Source organism: Streptomyces sp. W16 (genome assembly GCF_033194735.1).
Lineage (GTDB): Bacteria > Actinomycetota > Actinomycetes > Streptomycetales > Streptomycetaceae > Streptomyces.
This window is the reverse complement of the sequence record NZ_JAWOAI010000047.1, coordinates 1-15,294: the sequence shown is the minus strand read 5'-3', so window position 1 is coordinate 15,294 and position 15,294 is coordinate 1. Positions and strand designations below refer to the sequence as shown.

At 68.9% G+C, this 15,294-nt stretch carries 15 protein-coding genes and 2 pseudogenes; 12 read left to right on the top strand and 5 right to left on the bottom strand.

Annotated elements, in window-relative coordinates; translation table 11 throughout:
• The first annotated feature begins 487 nt into the window (after nt 1-487).
• Nucleotides 488-2,254 (top strand): arginine--tRNA ligase, encoded by a 1,767-nt coding sequence (argS, locus tag R6V09_RS09175; protein WP_317880850.1) that lies wholly within the window; start codon nt 488-490, stop codon nt 2,252-2,254.
• Nucleotides 2,255-2,400: 146 nt separating this feature from the next.
• A complete protein-coding gene (locus tag R6V09_RS09170) occupies nt 2,401-4,335 on the top strand; it encodes a glycosyltransferase family 2 protein (protein ID WP_317880849.1) in 1,935 nt (644 codons plus the stop codon).
• An 11-nt stretch (nt 4,336-4,346) separates the two neighbouring features.
• Here R6V09_RS09170 and R6V09_RS09165 read toward each other — a convergent pair whose 3' ends face one another.
• Nucleotides 4,347-4,916 (bottom strand): hypothetical protein, encoded by a 570-nt coding sequence (locus tag R6V09_RS09165; RefSeq protein ID WP_317880848.1) that lies wholly within the window; start codon nt 4,914-4,916, stop codon nt 4,347-4,349.
• A 42-nt stretch (nt 4,917-4,958) separates the two neighbouring features.
• Here R6V09_RS09165 and R6V09_RS09160 point away from each other — a divergent pair, with 42 nt between their 5' ends.
• Nucleotides 4,959-5,312, top strand: a complete 354-nt coding sequence (locus tag R6V09_RS09160) for a hypothetical protein (RefSeq protein WP_317880847.1) — start codon at nt 4,959-4,961, stop codon at nt 5,310-5,312.
• 23 nt (nt 5,313-5,335) lie between these two features.
• Here R6V09_RS09160 and R6V09_RS09155 read toward each other — a convergent pair whose 3' ends face one another.
• Nucleotides 5,336-5,515, bottom strand: coding sequence for a hypothetical protein (locus tag R6V09_RS09155; protein WP_317880846.1), 180 nt, complete (start codon nt 5,513-5,515; stop codon nt 5,336-5,338).
• 156 nt (nt 5,516-5,671) lie between these two features.
• On the opposite strand from R6V09_RS09155, the gene R6V09_RS09150 reads away from it, so the two are divergent.
• Nucleotides 5,672-7,615, top strand: a complete 1,944-nt coding sequence (locus tag R6V09_RS09150; protein WP_317880845.1) for a hypothetical protein — start codon at nt 5,672-5,674, stop codon at nt 7,613-7,615.
• Between the two features lie 21 nt (nt 7,616-7,636).
• Here R6V09_RS09150 and R6V09_RS09145 read toward each other — a convergent pair.
• Nucleotides 7,637-8,014: pseudogene (locus R6V09_RS09145) on the bottom strand (ATP-binding protein); the annotation flags it as partial.
• A gap of 122 nt (nt 8,015-8,136) precedes the next feature.
• Between R6V09_RS09145 and R6V09_RS09140 the strand changes: the two are divergent.
• The 3 genes from R6V09_RS09140 to R6V09_RS09130 are packed head-to-tail and all read left to right on the top strand — an operon-like array spanning nt 8,137 to nt 9,441.
• A complete protein-coding gene (locus R6V09_RS09140) occupies nt 8,137-8,949 on the top strand; it encodes a helix-turn-helix domain-containing protein (protein ID WP_317880844.1) in 813 nt (270 codons plus the stop codon).
• Nucleotides 8,946-9,194, top strand: coding sequence for a DUF397 domain-containing protein (locus R6V09_RS09135; RefSeq protein WP_317880843.1), 249 nt, complete (start codon nt 8,946-8,948; stop codon nt 9,192-9,194). Before R6V09_RS09140 ends, R6V09_RS09135 begins: the two co-directional genes overlap by 4 nt.
• A 7-nt stretch (nt 9,195-9,201) precedes the next feature.
• Nucleotides 9,202-9,441 (top strand): DUF397 domain-containing protein, encoded by a 240-nt coding sequence (locus R6V09_RS09130; protein WP_317880842.1) that lies wholly within the window; start codon nt 9,202-9,204, stop codon nt 9,439-9,441.
• 9 nt (nt 9,442-9,450) lie between these two features.
• Here the strand turns inward: R6V09_RS09130 and R6V09_RS09125 are convergent, their stop codons facing one another.
• Complete coding sequence (locus tag R6V09_RS09125; RefSeq protein ID WP_317880841.1) at nt 9,451-9,729, bottom strand: hypothetical protein; 279 nt, start codon at nt 9,727-9,729, stop codon at nt 9,451-9,453.
• A gap of 87 nt (nt 9,730-9,816) precedes the next feature.
• On the opposite strand from R6V09_RS09125, the gene R6V09_RS09120 reads away from it, so the two are divergent.
• The 3 genes from R6V09_RS09120 to R6V09_RS09110 all read left to right on the top strand — a co-directional run bounded on the left by R6V09_RS09120 (nt 9,817) and on the right by R6V09_RS09110 (nt 13,190).
• On the top strand, nt 9,817-10,704 hold the full coding sequence (locus R6V09_RS09120; RefSeq protein ID WP_317880840.1) for a DUF4253 domain-containing protein: 888 nt from the start codon (nt 9,817-9,819) through the stop codon (nt 10,702-10,704).
• 404 nt (nt 10,705-11,108) lie between these two features.
• Nucleotides 11,109-11,990, top strand: a complete 882-nt coding sequence (locus R6V09_RS09115; protein WP_317880839.1) for a sugar ABC transporter substrate-binding protein — start codon at nt 11,109-11,111, stop codon at nt 11,988-11,990.
• A 69-nt stretch (nt 11,991-12,059) separates the two neighbouring features.
• Entirely contained in the window at nt 12,060-13,190 is a 1,131-nt protein-coding gene (locus R6V09_RS09110) for an MBL fold metallo-hydrolase (RefSeq protein ID WP_317880838.1), read from the top strand.
• A gap of 251 nt (nt 13,191-13,441) precedes the next feature.
• On the opposite strand, the gene R6V09_RS09100 is transcribed toward R6V09_RS09110, so the two are convergent.
• Nucleotides 13,442-14,281, bottom strand: coding sequence for a helix-turn-helix domain-containing protein (locus R6V09_RS09100; RefSeq protein WP_317880837.1), 840 nt, complete (start codon nt 14,279-14,281; stop codon nt 13,442-13,444).
• A 112-nt stretch (nt 14,282-14,393) separates the two neighbouring features.
• Here R6V09_RS09100 and R6V09_RS09095 point away from each other — a divergent pair, with 112 nt between their 5' ends.
• Together R6V09_RS09095 and R6V09_RS09090 are read left to right on the top strand one after the other, a co-directional pair.
• The gene (locus R6V09_RS09095; protein WP_317880836.1) at nt 14,394-14,999 is read left to right on the top strand and encodes an NADPH-dependent FMN reductase; all 606 of its coding nucleotides are present in this window, start codon (nt 14,394-14,396) and stop codon (nt 14,997-14,999) included.
• Between the two features lie 64 nt (nt 15,000-15,063).
• A pseudogene (locus tag R6V09_RS09090) lies at nt 15,064-15,294 on the top strand (DUF4253 domain-containing protein); the annotation flags it as partial.

The following is a 15,294-nucleotide window of genomic DNA, read 5'->3' as shown; positions in this document are numbered from 1 at the left end:
GCCACCACTCAATGGTCGCGGGGGCCGAGGCTCGGACGGCGACGCAGCCGCCCCCAGGGGCGCGGGGCCGAGCGCCTGGATGGCAGCGCAGCCACCTCTCACCGGTCGCGGGAGCTGAGGCTCGGACGGCGACGCAGCCACCTCCCAAGGGCGCGGGGCCGCGGCCTGGATCGCAGCGCAGCCACCTCCAGGCGCGCGAGGCTGAGCCTTGGATGACGGCGCAGCCACCTCCCAGGCGCGCGGCGGCCGAGCCTTGGATGGCGACGCAGCCACCTCCCAGGCGCGCGAGGGCCGAGCCTTGGATGACGGCGCAGCCGCCTCCCAGGCGCGCGGCGGCTGAGGCTTGGATGGCGGCGCAGCCGCCTTCAAGGGGCGCGGGGAACTGCGCGACCAGCCCCCACCGGGCCCGCACCCGAAAAACTCGCTTTACCCCCCGTGGGATACTGACCGTGTCTACCAAACCCACGAGGAGAACGGCTCCCACCCCATGACCTCGGTCACGTCGCTCACGGATCTCGTCCACCAGCGCCTCTCGGACGCCCTCGCTTCCACCCTCCCGGAAGCCGACGGAGTCGACCCCCTGCTGCGACGGAGTGACCGTGCCGACTTCCAGGCGAACGGCATCCTCGCCCTCGCCAAGAAGGCCAAGGCCAACCCCCGGGAGCTGGCGACGCAGGTCGTCTCGCACATCACGACGGGCGATGTGATCCAGGACGTCGAGGTCTCCGGCCCCGGCTTCCTGAACATCACGATCACCGACAAGGCGATCGCCGAGAACCTGGCCGCGCGCTACGCGGACCCGGCCCGCCTCGGCGTCCCCCTCGTGGACCACCCGGGTACGACGGTCATCGACTACGCGCAGCCGAACGTCGCGAAGGAAATGCACGTCGGCCACCTCCGCTCCGCGGTGATCGGCGACGCGCTCGTCCAACTCCTGGAGTTCACCGGCGAGTCGGTGGTCCGGCGGCACCACATCGGCGACTGGGGTACCCAGTTCGGGATGCTGATCCAGTATCTGGACGAGCACCCGGGCGAGTTGGACCACGGCGACGCGCAGGTGACCGGCGAGGAGGCGATGTCGAACCTCGACCGGCTCTACAAGGCGGCGCGCAAACTCTTCGACTCCGACGAGGAGTTCAAGACGCGGGCCCGGCGCAGGGTCGTAGACCTCCAGGCGGGCGAACCCCAAACCCTCGCCGCGTGGCAGAAGTTCGTGGACGAGTCGAAGATCTACTTCTTCTCCGTCTTCGAGAAGCTGGACATGGAGATCCGGGACCCGGACATCGTCGGCGAGTCGGGTTACAACGACATGCTGGACGAGACCTGCCGGCTCCTTGAGGAGTCCGGGGTCGCGGAGATCTCGGACGGCGCGCTGTGCGTGTTCTTCGACGACATCAAGGGCCCGGACGGCAACCGGACCCCACTGATCGTCCGCAAGTCCGACGGCGGCTACGGCTACGCGGCCACCGACCTGTCCGCGATCAGGGACCGGGTCTTCAACCTGAAGGCGACGTCGCTCCTGTACGTGGTCGACGTCCGGCAGTCCCTGCACTTCAAGATGGTCTTCGAGACCGCGCGGCGGGCCGGCTGGCTGAACGACGACGTCTCGGCGTTCCAGCTGGCGTTCGGCACGATCCTCGGCAAGGACGGCAAGCCGTTCAAGACGCGTGAGGGTGTGTCGGTGAAGCTGGAGGACCTTCTCGACGAGGCGGTGCAGCGGGCGACCGCGGTCGTCCGGGAGAAGGCCGAGAAGATGGGCCTGACCGAGCAGGAGATCGTGGAGAACGGCCGGTACGTCGGGATCGGCGCGGTGAAGTACGCCGACCTGTCGACGTCCGCCGTGCGGGACTACAAGTTCGACCTGGACCAGATGGTGTCGCTGAGCGGTGACACGTCGGTGTACCTGCAGTACGCGTACGCCCGTATCCAGTCGATCCTGCGCAAGGCGGGCGAGGCCCGGCCGCTGGCTCATCCGGAGCTCGAACTGACCGGGGCGGAGCGGGCGTTGGGCCTGCACCTGGACCAGTTCAGCGAGGTGGTGGCGGACGCGGCGAAGGAGTACGCCCCGCACAAGCTGACGGCCTATCTGTACCAACTGGCGTCCCTGCTCACGACGTTCTACGACCAGTGTCCGGTCCTGCAGGCCGACACGCAGGAGCAGAAGGAGAACCGTCTGCTCCTGGTGGACCTCACGGCCCGGACCCTGCACCGGGGGATGGCGCTGCTGGGTATCAGGACGCCCGAAAAGCTCTGACCGTTCCACCCGTTCCACCCGTTCCACGAAGCGCACGACTGCGGCCTGTTCTCTCCCCGGAGAGGACAGGCCGCGGTCGTTCGGCCGCCGACCGGGAAAAGGGATTGTTTTGACGGGCGTGTGCCGTAGCTGTGTAGTGTCCTGGAATGCCCAGAGTCAAGGTCAGTGTGATCGTTCCCGTCTACAACACCGGGAAGTACGTCGACGAGTGCGCCCCGTCGCTGCTGGGGCAGAGTCTGCCCGCCGACGAGTACGAGGTCGTCTACGTCGACGACGGCTCGACGGACGACACACTGAGCCGCCTGGAGAAGATCGCCGCCGGGCACCCGAACGTCCAGGTGCACACCCAGCCGAACTCGGGCTGGCCGGGCGCCCCGCGCAACCTCGGTATGCGGCACGCGCAGGGCGAGTACATCCAGTTCGTCGACCATGACGACAAGCTGGGGCCCGAGGCGCTGGAGCGGCTGTACGAGCACGCGAAGCGCACCGACGCGGATGTCGTCCTGGGCAAGATGTCCAGCACGATGGTGCGGCCGAGGCGGCTGTTCCGGCACACGGTGGACGCCTGCACGATCGAGAACGACGAGCTGATGCAGAGCATGTCGCCGCACAAGATGTTCCGGCGGGCGTTCGTCGAGGAGCACGGGCTGCGGTTCCCCGAGGGCCCGTGGATCCTGGAGGACCTGGCCTTCGTCAGCGCGGCCTACCTCAAGGCGGCGAGGATCGCGATCCTCGCCGACTATCCCGTCTACTACTGGATGAAGCGGGACGACGGCGGCAACAACACCCAGCACCGTTTCGACCCCCGGCACGGTTTCTGGGCCAACACCCGCACGATCGCCCGCCAGATCAAGGACGGCACGACCCCGTCCGACGACATCGACGCCCTCCAGAACCGCCTGCTCCACCGCCTGTACCACGTGGAGGTCCTCTCCCGGACCCGCGAGCCCGAGATCCTGCGCGAGGACCCGGCCGAGCAGCGACAGCGTTTCGAGGCGGCACGCGAAGTGGCCGTGTCGGAATTCCCGGCGGCGGTCCGGGAGGGCCTACCCGCCGTGTCCCGACTGCGTGCCACCCTCCTGGAGGCCGGTGACTTCGACGGCGCGGTGACGCTCGCCGAGCGCGTCCGCGAGATCAAGCCCCGCAGCACGGTGGGCGAACCGCGCTGGGAGAACGGCCACTTGGTCGCCGACATCACGCTGGAACTGCTGCGCGGCGACGGCGAACCGCTGACCCTGGTCGAACGGGACGGCAAACAGTGGCTGGACCCCGACCTCCTGGACGGCGTTCCGGGCACGGCGGACGGCTGGGAGGTCCCCGACCCGTTCCGGCTGGCGTACGCGGAGTTGATCGTCAAGGACCGTGACCGCGAGGACTGGTGGTACCCCGAGGGCGACCTCTCGCTCGGCCTACGACCGCTCGGCGAAGGCCGCTCCCAACTGGTCGCCTCCGGACGGCTGTCCCTCGACCCGGAGCGGCTGGCGGGCGGACGTCCGCTGGAGCGCGGGGTGCACGACGTGTGGGCCTACGTCCAACTCCTGGGCGTGGACCGGATGGTGCGCGTGACGGGCGACGCCACGCCGGGCACCCCGGCGGCGGGTCCCGCGCTGACCGGCGGCAGGCTGTCCTTCCCGTACTGGACCGGCAGCGGCCAGCTGGCCCTAGACGTGGACCAGCGTCAGCGCAAGCTGGGCCAGGACACGTCGACGGTGGCCGCGACCAACGCCGGGCGGGGCGAGGGCAGTTCACTCCCGCTGCCGTACCTCGCGGCGACGCAGGACAGCGCGCCCGTCCGCCTGAAGGTCACCGTGGGCACGCTCGGAGTGCAGGCCGAACTGCTCCCGGCCCCCGGCACCGATGTGGCCCAACTCCGGCTCCCCGCCCGCCTGAAGCTCCCCTCCGGCCGCTACCCGGTCAACATCCCGAAGACGGCCAAGCCGCTCGCCCACGCCGTCGTCCGCGACGGCACGGTGCTCCGCGTGGAGGGCCCGGCGTACGAGTCCGGCGGCGGGCGCCGCTTCCTGGACGCGCTGGCGGACAACCGTCAAGTACGGCGGGTGCGGCGGCTGTTGGGCCGGTAGGAGCTGAGGGGTTACAGAGGCGCCAACTCCACCCTGCCGGTGAATCGGCCGCCCACTTGACCGGCGAGCCAATGGACGCGGGCGGTCTGGTCGCCGTTCCGGTTCCGGACGTGCACGTGGATGGTGTGGTCCGGCGACGGCTCGTCCTGGTAGAGGTCCCGGGAATTCACGGTCAGCGTGAGGTACGCGTACTTCTGCGAGATCGCCTCCAGTCCCGCTTCGGGAACCGCGGGCCATGCGTCGAGATCCCACCGAACAGCCGCGGGATCCGGCCCCAGAGCAGCGATGAAGGGCTCAGCGCGGTCGATCGGACGACCCCAGTCGAACACTTGGACAGGCAGGCAGTCCGCGGGGTCGTCGCCGGCCTTCGACGAACCGTGCTCCTTGCCGGCCGACGCCCACCATTCGAGGCCGGGCAGTACATGACGTACTCGCGCCAGGACATCCGGCGACCTGATCACGGCTTCGAAGTCGACCTCTCCCTGACCGATGTCCGCCATGCCCAGCAAGGTACGCACCGCCCGTATCGCTTCCGACAGGTCGGCGGTTGTGAGGACAGCAGCCGCGGCAGAGTTGCTCATCCCGGAACCATAAGACGGCACTCACGGACCAGCCCGAGCGGCATGACCTGGGCGAAGGCCGTGATGCACCCCTCTCCCGGTGGCAGACTCCGTGTCATGGCGTACTTCTGGGTGAGCGACAAGGGTGACAAGTACCACGGCTGGGAAGGCTGTTGGGCCCTTGAAGCCGGGCAGGCCGCTGCCGACTCGCAGGAGGGCCATGAGCGGCACAACGTGACGCGGTACGACAGCGAGGACGCCGCTCGGGCCGCAGCCTTGGAGCACGCCCGGTGCGAGGCCCGCGGGTGCTTCGCCCGGGGACGCGGTGCTGGGCTCGCCCAGCTGTCGCAGCGGGCCCGCAAGGATCTGGACGATCCGAACTGGCTCGCGCGTCATGACGTGCCGGCCGACGACTGAGATCTCAACGCTGTTCGGAACCACTATTCCTCCCGCCCGCCCCGTCCGACGCCCAGCCAGGCTCCGTACAGGCCGCCCATGGCGACGACCACGATCGCCAGGGAGTCCGGCGGTACGCCGATGAGCAGCAGGACGACGACGGTTGTCAGGACGGCGACGAAGGCGAGCAGGTCGAGAGTGCGGGTGCGTTTCGGCGCGGGCATGATTGTTCCTCGCTTCTCCGTGGGTGGGCTGCGAATAGCCTGCGCAGGACGGCGATTTGTCCTCAACCGCGATGCGGAAGCGCCTGACCACGGGCCCTGCCTTGCCGGACAATGCCCTTTGTCCGTGGACATATGGGCATCGGGACCAGGAGACAGATGGCCGAGCAGCAGTCGCCCCGTCGGGCGGGCCGGAAGTTCGCCCCTGTGCGGGCGGACACGGAGGAGTACAAGGCTCTCGTCACGTTCCTGCGCAAGCGCATGGAGGTCGCGGGCATGACGGTCCGGGCGCTGGCCGAGACGGACGCGACCGGTCTGGGCAGGGCCGCGATCAGTGAGCGTCTGGCGGGTGCGAAGCTCGACGGCGGGTTCGTCACGGCGATCGTCGAAGCCTGCACGGCCGCGCCGGAGCTACGGCCGAGGCGCACACGCCTGCTCGCGGAGGGCCTGGACCTGCTGGCCAGGGCGGAGAACCGGCGCACTCCGGTACTCGACGTGAGGAACGAGAAGGACCCGGTCATCAGAAGTGTGGCGGTGGCCGCCCAGGCGAGAACGATCGAGCTGTATGAGGAACTCCGGCTCAAGAACAACCAGTTGGAGTCCCTCAACCAGGTCCGGTACGCATCCGAACTGGCCCTGCGTGACGCCACCGGCCTCGCGTCCGTGCTGTCCGTCTGGGTGGTCGTCCTCGCCGACGAGGTGGAACACCTCACCCGGGAACGGGAGTTGACCATGGCGGCGATCCCGCCCGACCTGCCGCGTCTCCGGAGTATCGACTCGGAACTGACCCGCACGATCGAACGCCACGACCGCACCAGTTCCCGGCTGGCCCGGACGGAACAGGACCGCCAACTGGCCACCGCACTCCTCGCGGAGGCCATGACCCGAACCCGGGAGATCCGTCGCGAGCGGGGGACCGCACAGCTTCCGGGGCCGGGCGCGGAGGAAGTCGCCCCGCAGAGAGGCTACGGCGACGACGTGGACGTGGCTCTGGAGCGGGCCGAGGCGCTCAGCCGGACGATCGCGGACCGTCTGCGCGATGCCGTGACCGCACTGGACGACGGCGCCGAGACGCTCCCGTTGTCCACCGTGGACAACGCGGACAATGGCCCGACCAGCACGGACGCCACGGACAACCCGTTGTGGTGGGACGTGGAAAGCGAGGTGCCGACTGCCGCGTTCACCTGGGCCGAGGAGACGGCGGTCTCGCTGCCGGCCACGCAAGACCCGGCGGATCCGTCCTTCGAAGCGCTCGTACGGAAACGTCAGCCACGTGAGGTCATGCTGCTGGCGGACCGGCTCCTGGCGCATGGACGGGAGGAGGTTTCCGTACGGCTGCGGACCGCGCTGGCGCTCTCCATGCCGACGGAGGAGCTCGCGCGGCTGGTTCTGGTGCTGACCGAGATTTCCGGCCCCATGCGGGCCGAACAGGGTGCGGAGATGCTGCTGGCGGCGTTGCTGCTGCGCGCGCCGAGCGATGTGCTCGCCCTGACCGTGCAACTGGCCGATGTCGGTGAAGTACTGCCGAGGTTGGTGCGATCGGGAATCACCGCGTTCGTCCGACGACCGCGGGCGGATGTCGCGGACTACCTGCGGGAGCAACTCGGCCAGGGCAGGCGCCTGATCAGGCAGAACAGCCTCGTGATCCAGGCCGTCGTCCGCGAGTGGCCGACCGAGGAGATCCTCGCCCTGGTCGAGGAGTTGGAGGACGGGGACGACGAGGAGAGCCACTTCGTCCGGCTGCTCTTCAGCGCGCTGCCCCGGCCTCCGCTCGCCCAGACCGAGTTGCTGCTGCATCTGTGGACCAAGCTGCCCAGCACATATTTCGGCGAGACGCTGCCGGGCGTGTACCAAGGCGACTGGAAGGATCTGGCCGACGCCGTGGCAGCCCTTCACCGGGAGTGGCCACCGCCCCTCGACCGTGCCGCTCGGGAACTGGCCGCGGCCGTAATGCCCCTGATCATCCGCGGTGAGTCACTGGCGGTACTCAACCTGATCGCCGATGAGCTCGCCGCCCACCAACTCTCCCCGGAGCGGATCTTCGAGCCCTACCGAGCCCTGCTCGCCCCAGAGCTCCTGAGCCGCCCCGCGGACAAGGCCTGACGACCCACCCGCCTCGCACGCGAACTCGGCCCACACCACCTTGCCGAAGTCCCGTTCCCGTACGCCCCACTTGTCGGCGAGGGCCGATACGAGCAGCAGTCCGCGCCCGCCCTCGTCGGTGTCGTCGGGATGGCTGGGAACGCGCGGGACACCGCCCCCACTGTCGTGCACCTCGGCATGCAGCACACGCCCGTCGCACCGCAGCAACAGCCGGAACTGACGCCCCGGCGGCACGCCGTGCACCAGCGCGTTGGTCGCCAACTCGCTTACGCACAACAGCACATCGGCGCCACGCTCGGTCTCCGCGAGTCCCCAGGCGGCCAGAAACGCGTGAGCGAATTCCCTGGCGGCGGGAACGGACCGGCGTTCGCGCCGGAAGAACTTCTCACTCAGGTTCACGGGACAAGAGTTGCGTAGCGTCACTACTGTTGACAGGGCGTGAGCCCCGGATTCGTTTTTGTACGGGCGGAGTACGGGTTCACGCGGGGTCCGGAACGGGTGGATGTGGGGAGCACCACAGAATGAACTCCAAGAAGAACCGCTCGGCGATGCGGCTACTGGGCTCACAGGTGAAAGCGGCCCGCATGGCCGCCGGGTTGACGCAACGTCAGCTCGCCGAGCGGGCGATGGTCGACGAGGAGACGATCGCGTCGGTCGAGCAGGGCAGGCGCCGGTTGATGCCGTCGCTCGCGAGGACGCTGGACAGGATCCTCGACACGAAGGGGACGTTGGAGGCAGGGGTGGACAACCTGCCGGAGATCGATCAATTCCCGTTGTTCGCAGAGGAGTACATGCTGCACGAGCGGGATGCCATCGCCCTGTCCTGGTACGACGCGCTGGTTGTCCCCGGCCTCCTCCAGACGGAGGCGTACGCCCGCGCACTGATGAGCAGTCGCCTTCCGGCGTACGACGAGGACGAGTTGGAGACGCTCCTGGCGGGCCGCATCAGCCGCCAGGAGATCCTGCAGCGCAAGATCCCCCCGACGATGAGCTTCGTCGTCTGGGAGCCCGCGCTGCTGTGGCCCAACGGGGGTCGCGAAACGCACCGCAACCAACTGCGCGCATTGCGCGAGTACTCCGAACTTCCGGGCCTGTCCTTCCAGATCTTTCCACTGAATCGGACCTCTCATGCAGGGGAGGCAGGCTCCTTCACGCTGCTGGAGACACCTGACCACCAGCACCTCGCCTACACGGAGTCGCAGCGCGGCAGTCAGTGGGTCTCCGACGCGGATGAGGTGTCCATCCTGACGCGCAAATATGCGATGCTGCGGACGCAGGCCCTCACTATCGAGGAGTCACGAAGCCTGCTGGACCGTCTGCTAGGAGATCAATGAGCACCGGACTTCACTGGTTCAAGTCGAGCTACAGCAGCGGCGAGGGCGGCCAGTGCCTCGAAGTCGCCTACGCCTGGCGGAAGTCGAGCTACAGCAGCGACGAGGGCGGCCAATGCGTCGAAGTCGCCACCTGCCCCCACACCATCCACATCCGCGACTCCAAGAACCCGGACGACAGCGGCCCCACGCTCACGGTCTCACCCACCGCATGGACCGCCTTCACCACGCACTCGGCAGCCTCCTAGGAGACCAATGAGCACCGGACTTCACTGGTTCAAGTCGACCTACAGCAGCGAGGAAGGCGGCGCCTGCCTCGAAGTCGCCTACGCCTGGCGGAAGTCCAGCTACAGCGGCAGCGAGGGCGGCCAATGCGTAGAGGTCGCCACCTGCCCCCACACCATCCACATCCGCGACTCCAAGAACCCGGACGGCAGCGGGCCGACGCTCCAACTCGGCCCCACCGCCTGGGCAGCCTTCACCGCCGGCCAGTAACTGAAGATTTCACGTGCGGTCCCGGTATCCCTCGACCTGATCGGCGATCGCTTCCAGCGCCTCCGCGCCGATGACCGTTTCCAGGGCATCGCCGACGAACCCACGGGCGCGAGCCAGCCGGGCGGGAAGGCCGTGCTCCACGACGTACTCAAGAAGTATGCCGGGATCGCCTCCCGCACCGATGCGTGACAGCACCCGGTCCAGAGAGACGACGTACTCCTCCAGGTCCCGGAACAAATCGGTGAACCCCGCCAGCTCTGCTTCAACGCTACGGGTCACGTTCTCCATCGCCTTTCCCCTCTTGTGATCTTCGGGCGAGTCGACGGACAACTCCCCACGCCCCAACTGTCAGTGGCCGCTTCTACAGTCTCTGACATGGCGACTCTTCCCAATCCGCTGCCGAGGCTGGCGGCCGACCCGAGCGGCGGCTCGCTCGGGCTTGAACTCCCTGCCGGGCGACTGATCGACGTGACCGCCGAAGGCCCGTCGGACGAACCGTTGTTGTGGTGTGCGGACGGACCGGCGAGTCCCGGTGGCTACGCCGCGCTCCAGCCCGCGCGCCGGGCGGCCGGGCTGCTGCCACTGCTGATGGACATGGGCGGCACCCAAGGCGGGCTCGAGAACTGGTACTTGAGGCCCGACGAGGTGTCGTACCCCGGCGACCACGACGCCGAAGAGGTGCTGGAGGAGTTCTGGGAGGAGTACGCGGCGGACGAACTCGCCCCGGACGCGGACTACCCCGGCAAGGAAGCCGTCGTCGAGAACTTCGGCGAGCAGGCGACGTACGACGAGACGATCGCCCCGTACGGTCCCGAGTGGCCGGGGCTCGCGCCCGCCACCGAGCCGGAGCCGGAGGTCGACCCCGACACCCGCGCCGCCGAGGTCGCCGACTTCCTTACGGAGAGCAGTTCTTGGCTCAAGGAACCGCGCCTCGCGCTGGTACCGGCCCGCCGCAGCGCGGACATTCCGGCGGCGATCGGCTGGTCGGGTCAGATCAACTACGAGGGGGACGTGGCCCGGCTGTGCGCCGTGCTCCGATCCTGGGAGGACCGCTTCGGCACAAGGGTCGTGGCCCTCACCTTCGACCAGTTGGTGCTGTCGGTGGCGGCCCCGCCGACGACCCAGGAGGAGGCCGAGGCGGTGGCGGCCGAGCACTTCGCCTTCTGCCCGGACAACATCACCCAGGGCCATCACGACGCGCTTCGCGCATACGCCCAGCACGAGGTACTCAACCAGCAGGTGTGGTCCTTCTGGTGGGACTGACCGGCCTGAGCGACCTCAGCGAAGACGCGTGACAGCAGGGCCGCTCGGCAGTTCGGGGTGCGAACCGGACCGACTGCCCGGCGGCCCTCGTCGTGGTGCCACGGCCGTCGGTCGGCCGCCTTGCGCGAGCACGCACGGAACAAACACAAAGTTTGCGCTTCCACCTCCTCAAGTCCCGCATGCGTCATAGGATTTCGCCGCTCTCCACTAAAACGATCCAGTAGCGTGACGGACACGACGCCGATGAAGGTGAGCCTCGTGAGCACGGCTGCGCATCAGGGCGGTACCGGTCCCGACATCCACGTCGCGCACGGCAGAAAGGCTCCTTTCGCATGCCCAGATCCAGCAGACCTGTACTCACCGCCGCCTTAGGCCTTGCCCTCCTGGCCACCGGATGCTCCCTGATGCCGAACAGCAGCGTCTCCTCCGAGGGGCCCACCGTCCTGGGGTTCATCAACGGGGGCACTGATCCGTACCACACCTGCCTGCAGACAGCGGTCACGACGACCACGCAGAACAACCTGTCAAAAGTGGTGACCGCCAACTCGAACGGGAGCAAGGCGGCGGAGCTGCGCAATGTGCGGCGCATGATCGCGGACAAGGTCAACGCCATCATCCTGATCAGCGTGGACGCCAGCGCGCTGAACGCCGACATCGCCACGGCGCGAAAGGCGCACGTACCCATCTTCCTGATCGCGTTGATGCCCGCGGACGACAGCAAGATCCTCGGCGCCGCCGTCGGCAACCTGACCGGGATAGGCAAGTTGGACGCCCAATGGGTCGGCGACGACGCCGCGGGCAAGTCCGTCAAGGCCGGTGTCATCTCCGGCGACGGGAGTACGTCGTCCGACATGATGGTCGCCGGATTCACCAAGAACCTGCCGGCGAACGTGCAGGTGGTGGGCGAAGAGCTGGGCATGTACAACCAGCCGAAGGCCAAGGCCGCCGCGGCGAAGCTGATCCACGCCCACCCCGACATCCAGTACGCGTTCGTCGCCAACGAGGACATGGCCTTCGGGGTGCGTGAGGCGCTCGACGCGGCGGGCGCGCGGAGCGTGAAGATCGTGACCGTCAACGGGACCGATCCGGGGCTCGCCGCCCTCAAGAGCGGGAAGTTCTCGGCGACCGTGTCCAACTCGGTCCAGGACCTGGGCGCCCTGGCGGTGACACACACACTCGGCCTCCTGCGCAAGGAGGACAAGAACAAGATCGCACGCGTCAGTACCCGCCTGGTGACCAAGGCCAACGCGGATACCGCACCCATCTACTGCGACACGGACGGCTGATCGTCGGGACTTGTGGCGGCAGACGACTGCGGCAGCACACCATCCGAGCAACAAAGGGGCTTACCCGTCATGTGTGATTGCACGAACGAATCCAACACCATCTCGACGTCGCGCAGGAGCGTGCTCGCGATCGCGGCAGCGGCAGCCGCCGCGACCGCCGCCGTACCGCTGCTGAGCAGCTCGCCGGCTGCCGCGGCCACGTCGACCACGGCCTCCTCGACGGGTCTGTCCGTGACCCTGCTCGGCACCAACGGCGGCCCGCCGCCCCTGGCCACCCGATACGGCATATCGTCGGCGCTGACGGTCAACGGCAAGACGTACGTGGTCGACTGTGGACGAGGAGCGGTGACCCAGTATCTGCGCGCCGGACTGTCCATGCCGGCCCTGTCCGGGATCTTCCTGACCCACCTGCACGCCGACCACATCGTCGACTACTACTCGTTCCCGATGCTGTCGGCGGGCGTCGCGGGCGTGCAGGGCTTCCAGGCGCCGATCGACGTCTACGGCCCCGGTTCCGCAGGGATCGTCTCGACGGTCACCGGCGCCCCCGGGCTCCTGCCGGGCACCGTCGAGATGACGAAGCTGGCCGGTCAGGCGTACGCGGCCTCACCGACCTTCTTCATGACCGAGCACGCCGGCATCGACCCGGCGACCATGCTCAACGTCCACGACGTGCTGCCGCCGTCGGGTGTCGGCGCCTCGGCGACGAACTCCGCGCCGGCCATGGCGCCGTTCACCGTCATGGAGAACGACGACATGAAGGTCACCGCCGTCCTCGTCCCGCACGGCGCGGTGTTCCCCGCCTACGCCTACCGCTTCGACACCGACCACGGAAGCGTCGTCTTCTCCGGCGACACGGCACCGACCCCGAACATCATCACGCTCGCGGCAGGGGCGGACGTCCTGGTCCACGAAGCCCTGTACCCGGCGGGGCTCGCGGTTCTCGGCCTGCCCCAGGCGCTGATCGACCACATCCTCTCGGTCCACACGGACGTCGCCGACCTCGGCCGGATCGCCGCCGAAGCCGGAGTCCGCACCCTGCTCGCCACCCACATCAGCCCGGGCCAGTCGACCGCGGTCTCCGACACGACCTGGCGAAGCCTGCTCCGCGACAGCGCCCGCACAGCCGGCTTCGGCGGACCGATGATGCTGGGCACGGACCTGCTGAACCTGCCGGTACGCCGACGCAAGACCACCTGAGCCGAGCCACCGTCCCCCTGACCGCCCCGTCAGACCCCGTCTCGGTCAACACGCGGCCGTGGAGCAGGAGATGGCGGTCAGGGGTGACGCGCTGGACGAAGGGGCGCTGGGTGAACGGGGAGCGCGGGTTCGTGGCGATGTGCCGCACCTCGACCAACTGCGCGCCCTGCGCGAGTACTCCGAACTCCCGGGCCTGTCCTTCCGGATCCTCCCGCTGAATCGAACCTCGTATGCGGGAGGGACCGCCGGCGTCAGCCGATCGCGCGAAGCGTGCCGCCAGGCCTGCGGCGAAGGCGTTCCACAGCCTGTGCCGTCGTCTCGTCTGCGGGCAGGAGGACGACCAGTTCCTGCGCGTCGGTGCGCGGCAGCTCCAACCGTTCGCGCTGCCACCGCAGTTCGTGCGCGGTGGGGTGGTTGAGGCGGAGCGGGACCTGTGGCGGTGGCAGGTGGCGGTTGAGCCGCCTGGTGAACTCCTGCCCTGCCAGGGGGGCGAGGTCGGCCGTGAACCACTCGGAGGTCTCCAGGGACGGCCCGAGCCACAGATCGAAGGCCTGTTCATCTGCCACCTGGTCCCAGTCGGCGAAGAACGTCCGGGCCCGCGGATCGGTGAACACATAACGCGTCAGGTTCGGCTCCGGCGTTTCCAGCAGTCCGCTGCCGCGCATCACCGACGCGAACCCCGTGGTGTGCGCGAGCACGTCGCCCAGGCGGTTGGTGACGAACGCGGCTGAGGGGTCAAGGAGTTGGAGGGTGGCCAGCACGGTCGGGCGGACATGGCGGCTGGGCGGCGCCGGCCGCCGGTGCGTGGGGCAGGCTCCGCCGGTGATCTTGGTGAGGTAGCGCAGGTGCTCGCGTTCCACGGCGTCCAGGCTCAGGGCATCGGCGATGGCGTTGACCACGGCGGGGGACGGGTTGCGGTCCCGTCCCTGCTCGATGCGGGTGAGGTACTCGACGCTGATCCCGGCACGCGCGGCCAGGTCCGAACGCCGTAGCCCCGGGGAGCGTCGGCGGCCACGGTCGGGGATCCCGAACGACTCGGGCTGGATGCTGTCGCGCTTGGCTCGGACGAAGTCGCCCAGTGGCGTGCCCATGACCCGAGTTTAGTGGCGGTGCCGGTTCGGTCGGATGCCGCAGCGTGGCCCTGCGGGGGCCAGCCTGTGCCGGGTCTGGTTGCCGCTCCGGCAGCGGTGGACCGTGGATCTCATGAGCGAGAAGCAGCAGAAGCAGCACAAGCTGGTCGTCATCATCGGGAGCGTCCGCGAAGGCCGGTTCGGTCCCGTCGTCGCCTCCTGGGTCGCCGAACAGGCGCGCGTGCACGGCGGGTTCGAGGTCGAGGTCGTCGATCTCGCCGACGTCGAGATCCCGCTGTCGTTGCCGGCGGCGTCACCGAAGTACGCCGGCGACTCCTACCCGCGCCCCGAAGCGATGGCCCCCCTGACGTCCAGCCTGGCGGGGGCGGAGGCCTTCGTCCTGGTCACGCCCGAGTACAACCACAGCTACCCCGCCGCCCTGAAGGCCGCCATCGACTGGCACTTCACCCAGTGGACGGCCAAGCCCGTGGCCTTCGTCAGCTACGGCGGCGCGGCCGGCGGCCGTCATGCCGTCCTGCACCTGGAGAACGTCCTCACCGAACTGCACGCGGTGACCATCCGCGACGGTCTGGCGTTCCCGAACTACTTCACCGCGTGGCAGGACGGGCAGCCGCTGGACGCCGCGGCGCCCGGTTACGCCAAGACCCTGCTGGACCAGCTCGCCTGGTGGGCCACCGCCCTGAGCACGGCACGCGAGGCGAGCCCGTACCCGGCCTGACCGGACTCCTCGCGGCCAACTCCCCACGCCGCGACTGTCAGTGGCCGCCTCTACAGTCTCTGACATGGCGACTCTTCCCAATCCGCTGCCGAGGCTCGCGTCCCTCGGTCTCACGCTTCCGGCCGGTCGGCTGATCGACGCGACGGCCGAAGGCCCTTGGCCCGAACCGCTGTTGTGGCTCGCGGACGAGCGGGCGGCACCGGACACGTGGGCCGCGCTGCGGCACACCGCGCCGGCGGCCGGGCTGCTCCCGGTCGTGCTCGATGTGGGCGGCGGGCACGGCGGGCCCGAGGAG

Excerpts from the sequence above, each read along its gene's own strand:
- R6V09_RS09125 (WP_317880841.1), bottom strand. The coding sequence starts at position 9,729 with ATGGAGAACGTGACCCGTAGCGTTGAAGCAGAGCTGGCGGGGTTCACC.
- R6V09_RS09135 (WP_317880843.1), top strand. The coding sequence starts at position 8,946 with ATGAGCACCGGACTTCACTGGTTCAAGTCGAGCTACAGCAGCGGCGAG.
- argS (WP_317880850.1), top strand. The coding sequence starts at position 488 with ATGACCTCGGTCACGTCGCTCACGGATCTCGTCCACCAGCGCCTCTCG.
- R6V09_RS09170 (WP_317880849.1), top strand. The coding sequence starts at position 2,401 with ATGCCCAGAGTCAAGGTCAGTGTGATCGTTCCCGTCTACAACACCGGG.
- R6V09_RS09155 (WP_317880846.1), bottom strand. The coding sequence starts at position 5,515 with ATGCCCGCGCCGAAACGCACCCGCACTCTCGACCTGCTCGCCTTCGTC.
- R6V09_RS09095 (WP_317880836.1), top strand. The coding sequence starts at position 14,394 with ATGAGCGAGAAGCAGCAGAAGCAGCACAAGCTGGTCGTCATCATCGGG.
- R6V09_RS09110 (WP_317880838.1), top strand. The coding sequence starts at position 12,060 with ATGTGTGATTGCACGAACGAATCCAACACCATCTCGACGTCGCGCAGG.
- R6V09_RS09160 (WP_317880847.1), top strand. The coding sequence starts at position 4,959 with ATGACCTGGGCGAAGGCCGTGATGCACCCCTCTCCCGGTGGCAGACTC.
- R6V09_RS09165 (WP_317880848.1), bottom strand. The coding sequence starts at position 4,916 with ATGAGCAACTCTGCCGCGGCTGCTGTCCTCACAACCGCCGACCTGTCG.
- R6V09_RS09100 (WP_317880837.1), bottom strand. The coding sequence starts at position 14,281 with ATGGGCACGCCACTGGGCGACTTCGTCCGAGCCAAGCGCGACAGCATC.
- R6V09_RS09130 (WP_317880842.1), top strand. The coding sequence starts at position 9,202 with ATGAGCACCGGACTTCACTGGTTCAAGTCGACCTACAGCAGCGAGGAA.
- R6V09_RS09120 (WP_317880840.1), top strand. The coding sequence starts at position 9,817 with ATGGCGACTCTTCCCAATCCGCTGCCGAGGCTGGCGGCCGACCCGAGC.
- R6V09_RS09140 (WP_317880844.1), top strand. The coding sequence starts at position 8,137 with ATGAACTCCAAGAAGAACCGCTCGGCGATGCGGCTACTGGGCTCACAG.
- R6V09_RS09150 (WP_317880845.1), top strand. The coding sequence starts at position 5,672 with ATGGCCGAGCAGCAGTCGCCCCGTCGGGCGGGCCGGAAGTTCGCCCCT.
- R6V09_RS09115 (WP_317880839.1), top strand. The coding sequence starts at position 11,109 with ATGCCGAACAGCAGCGTCTCCTCCGAGGGGCCCACCGTCCTGGGGTTC.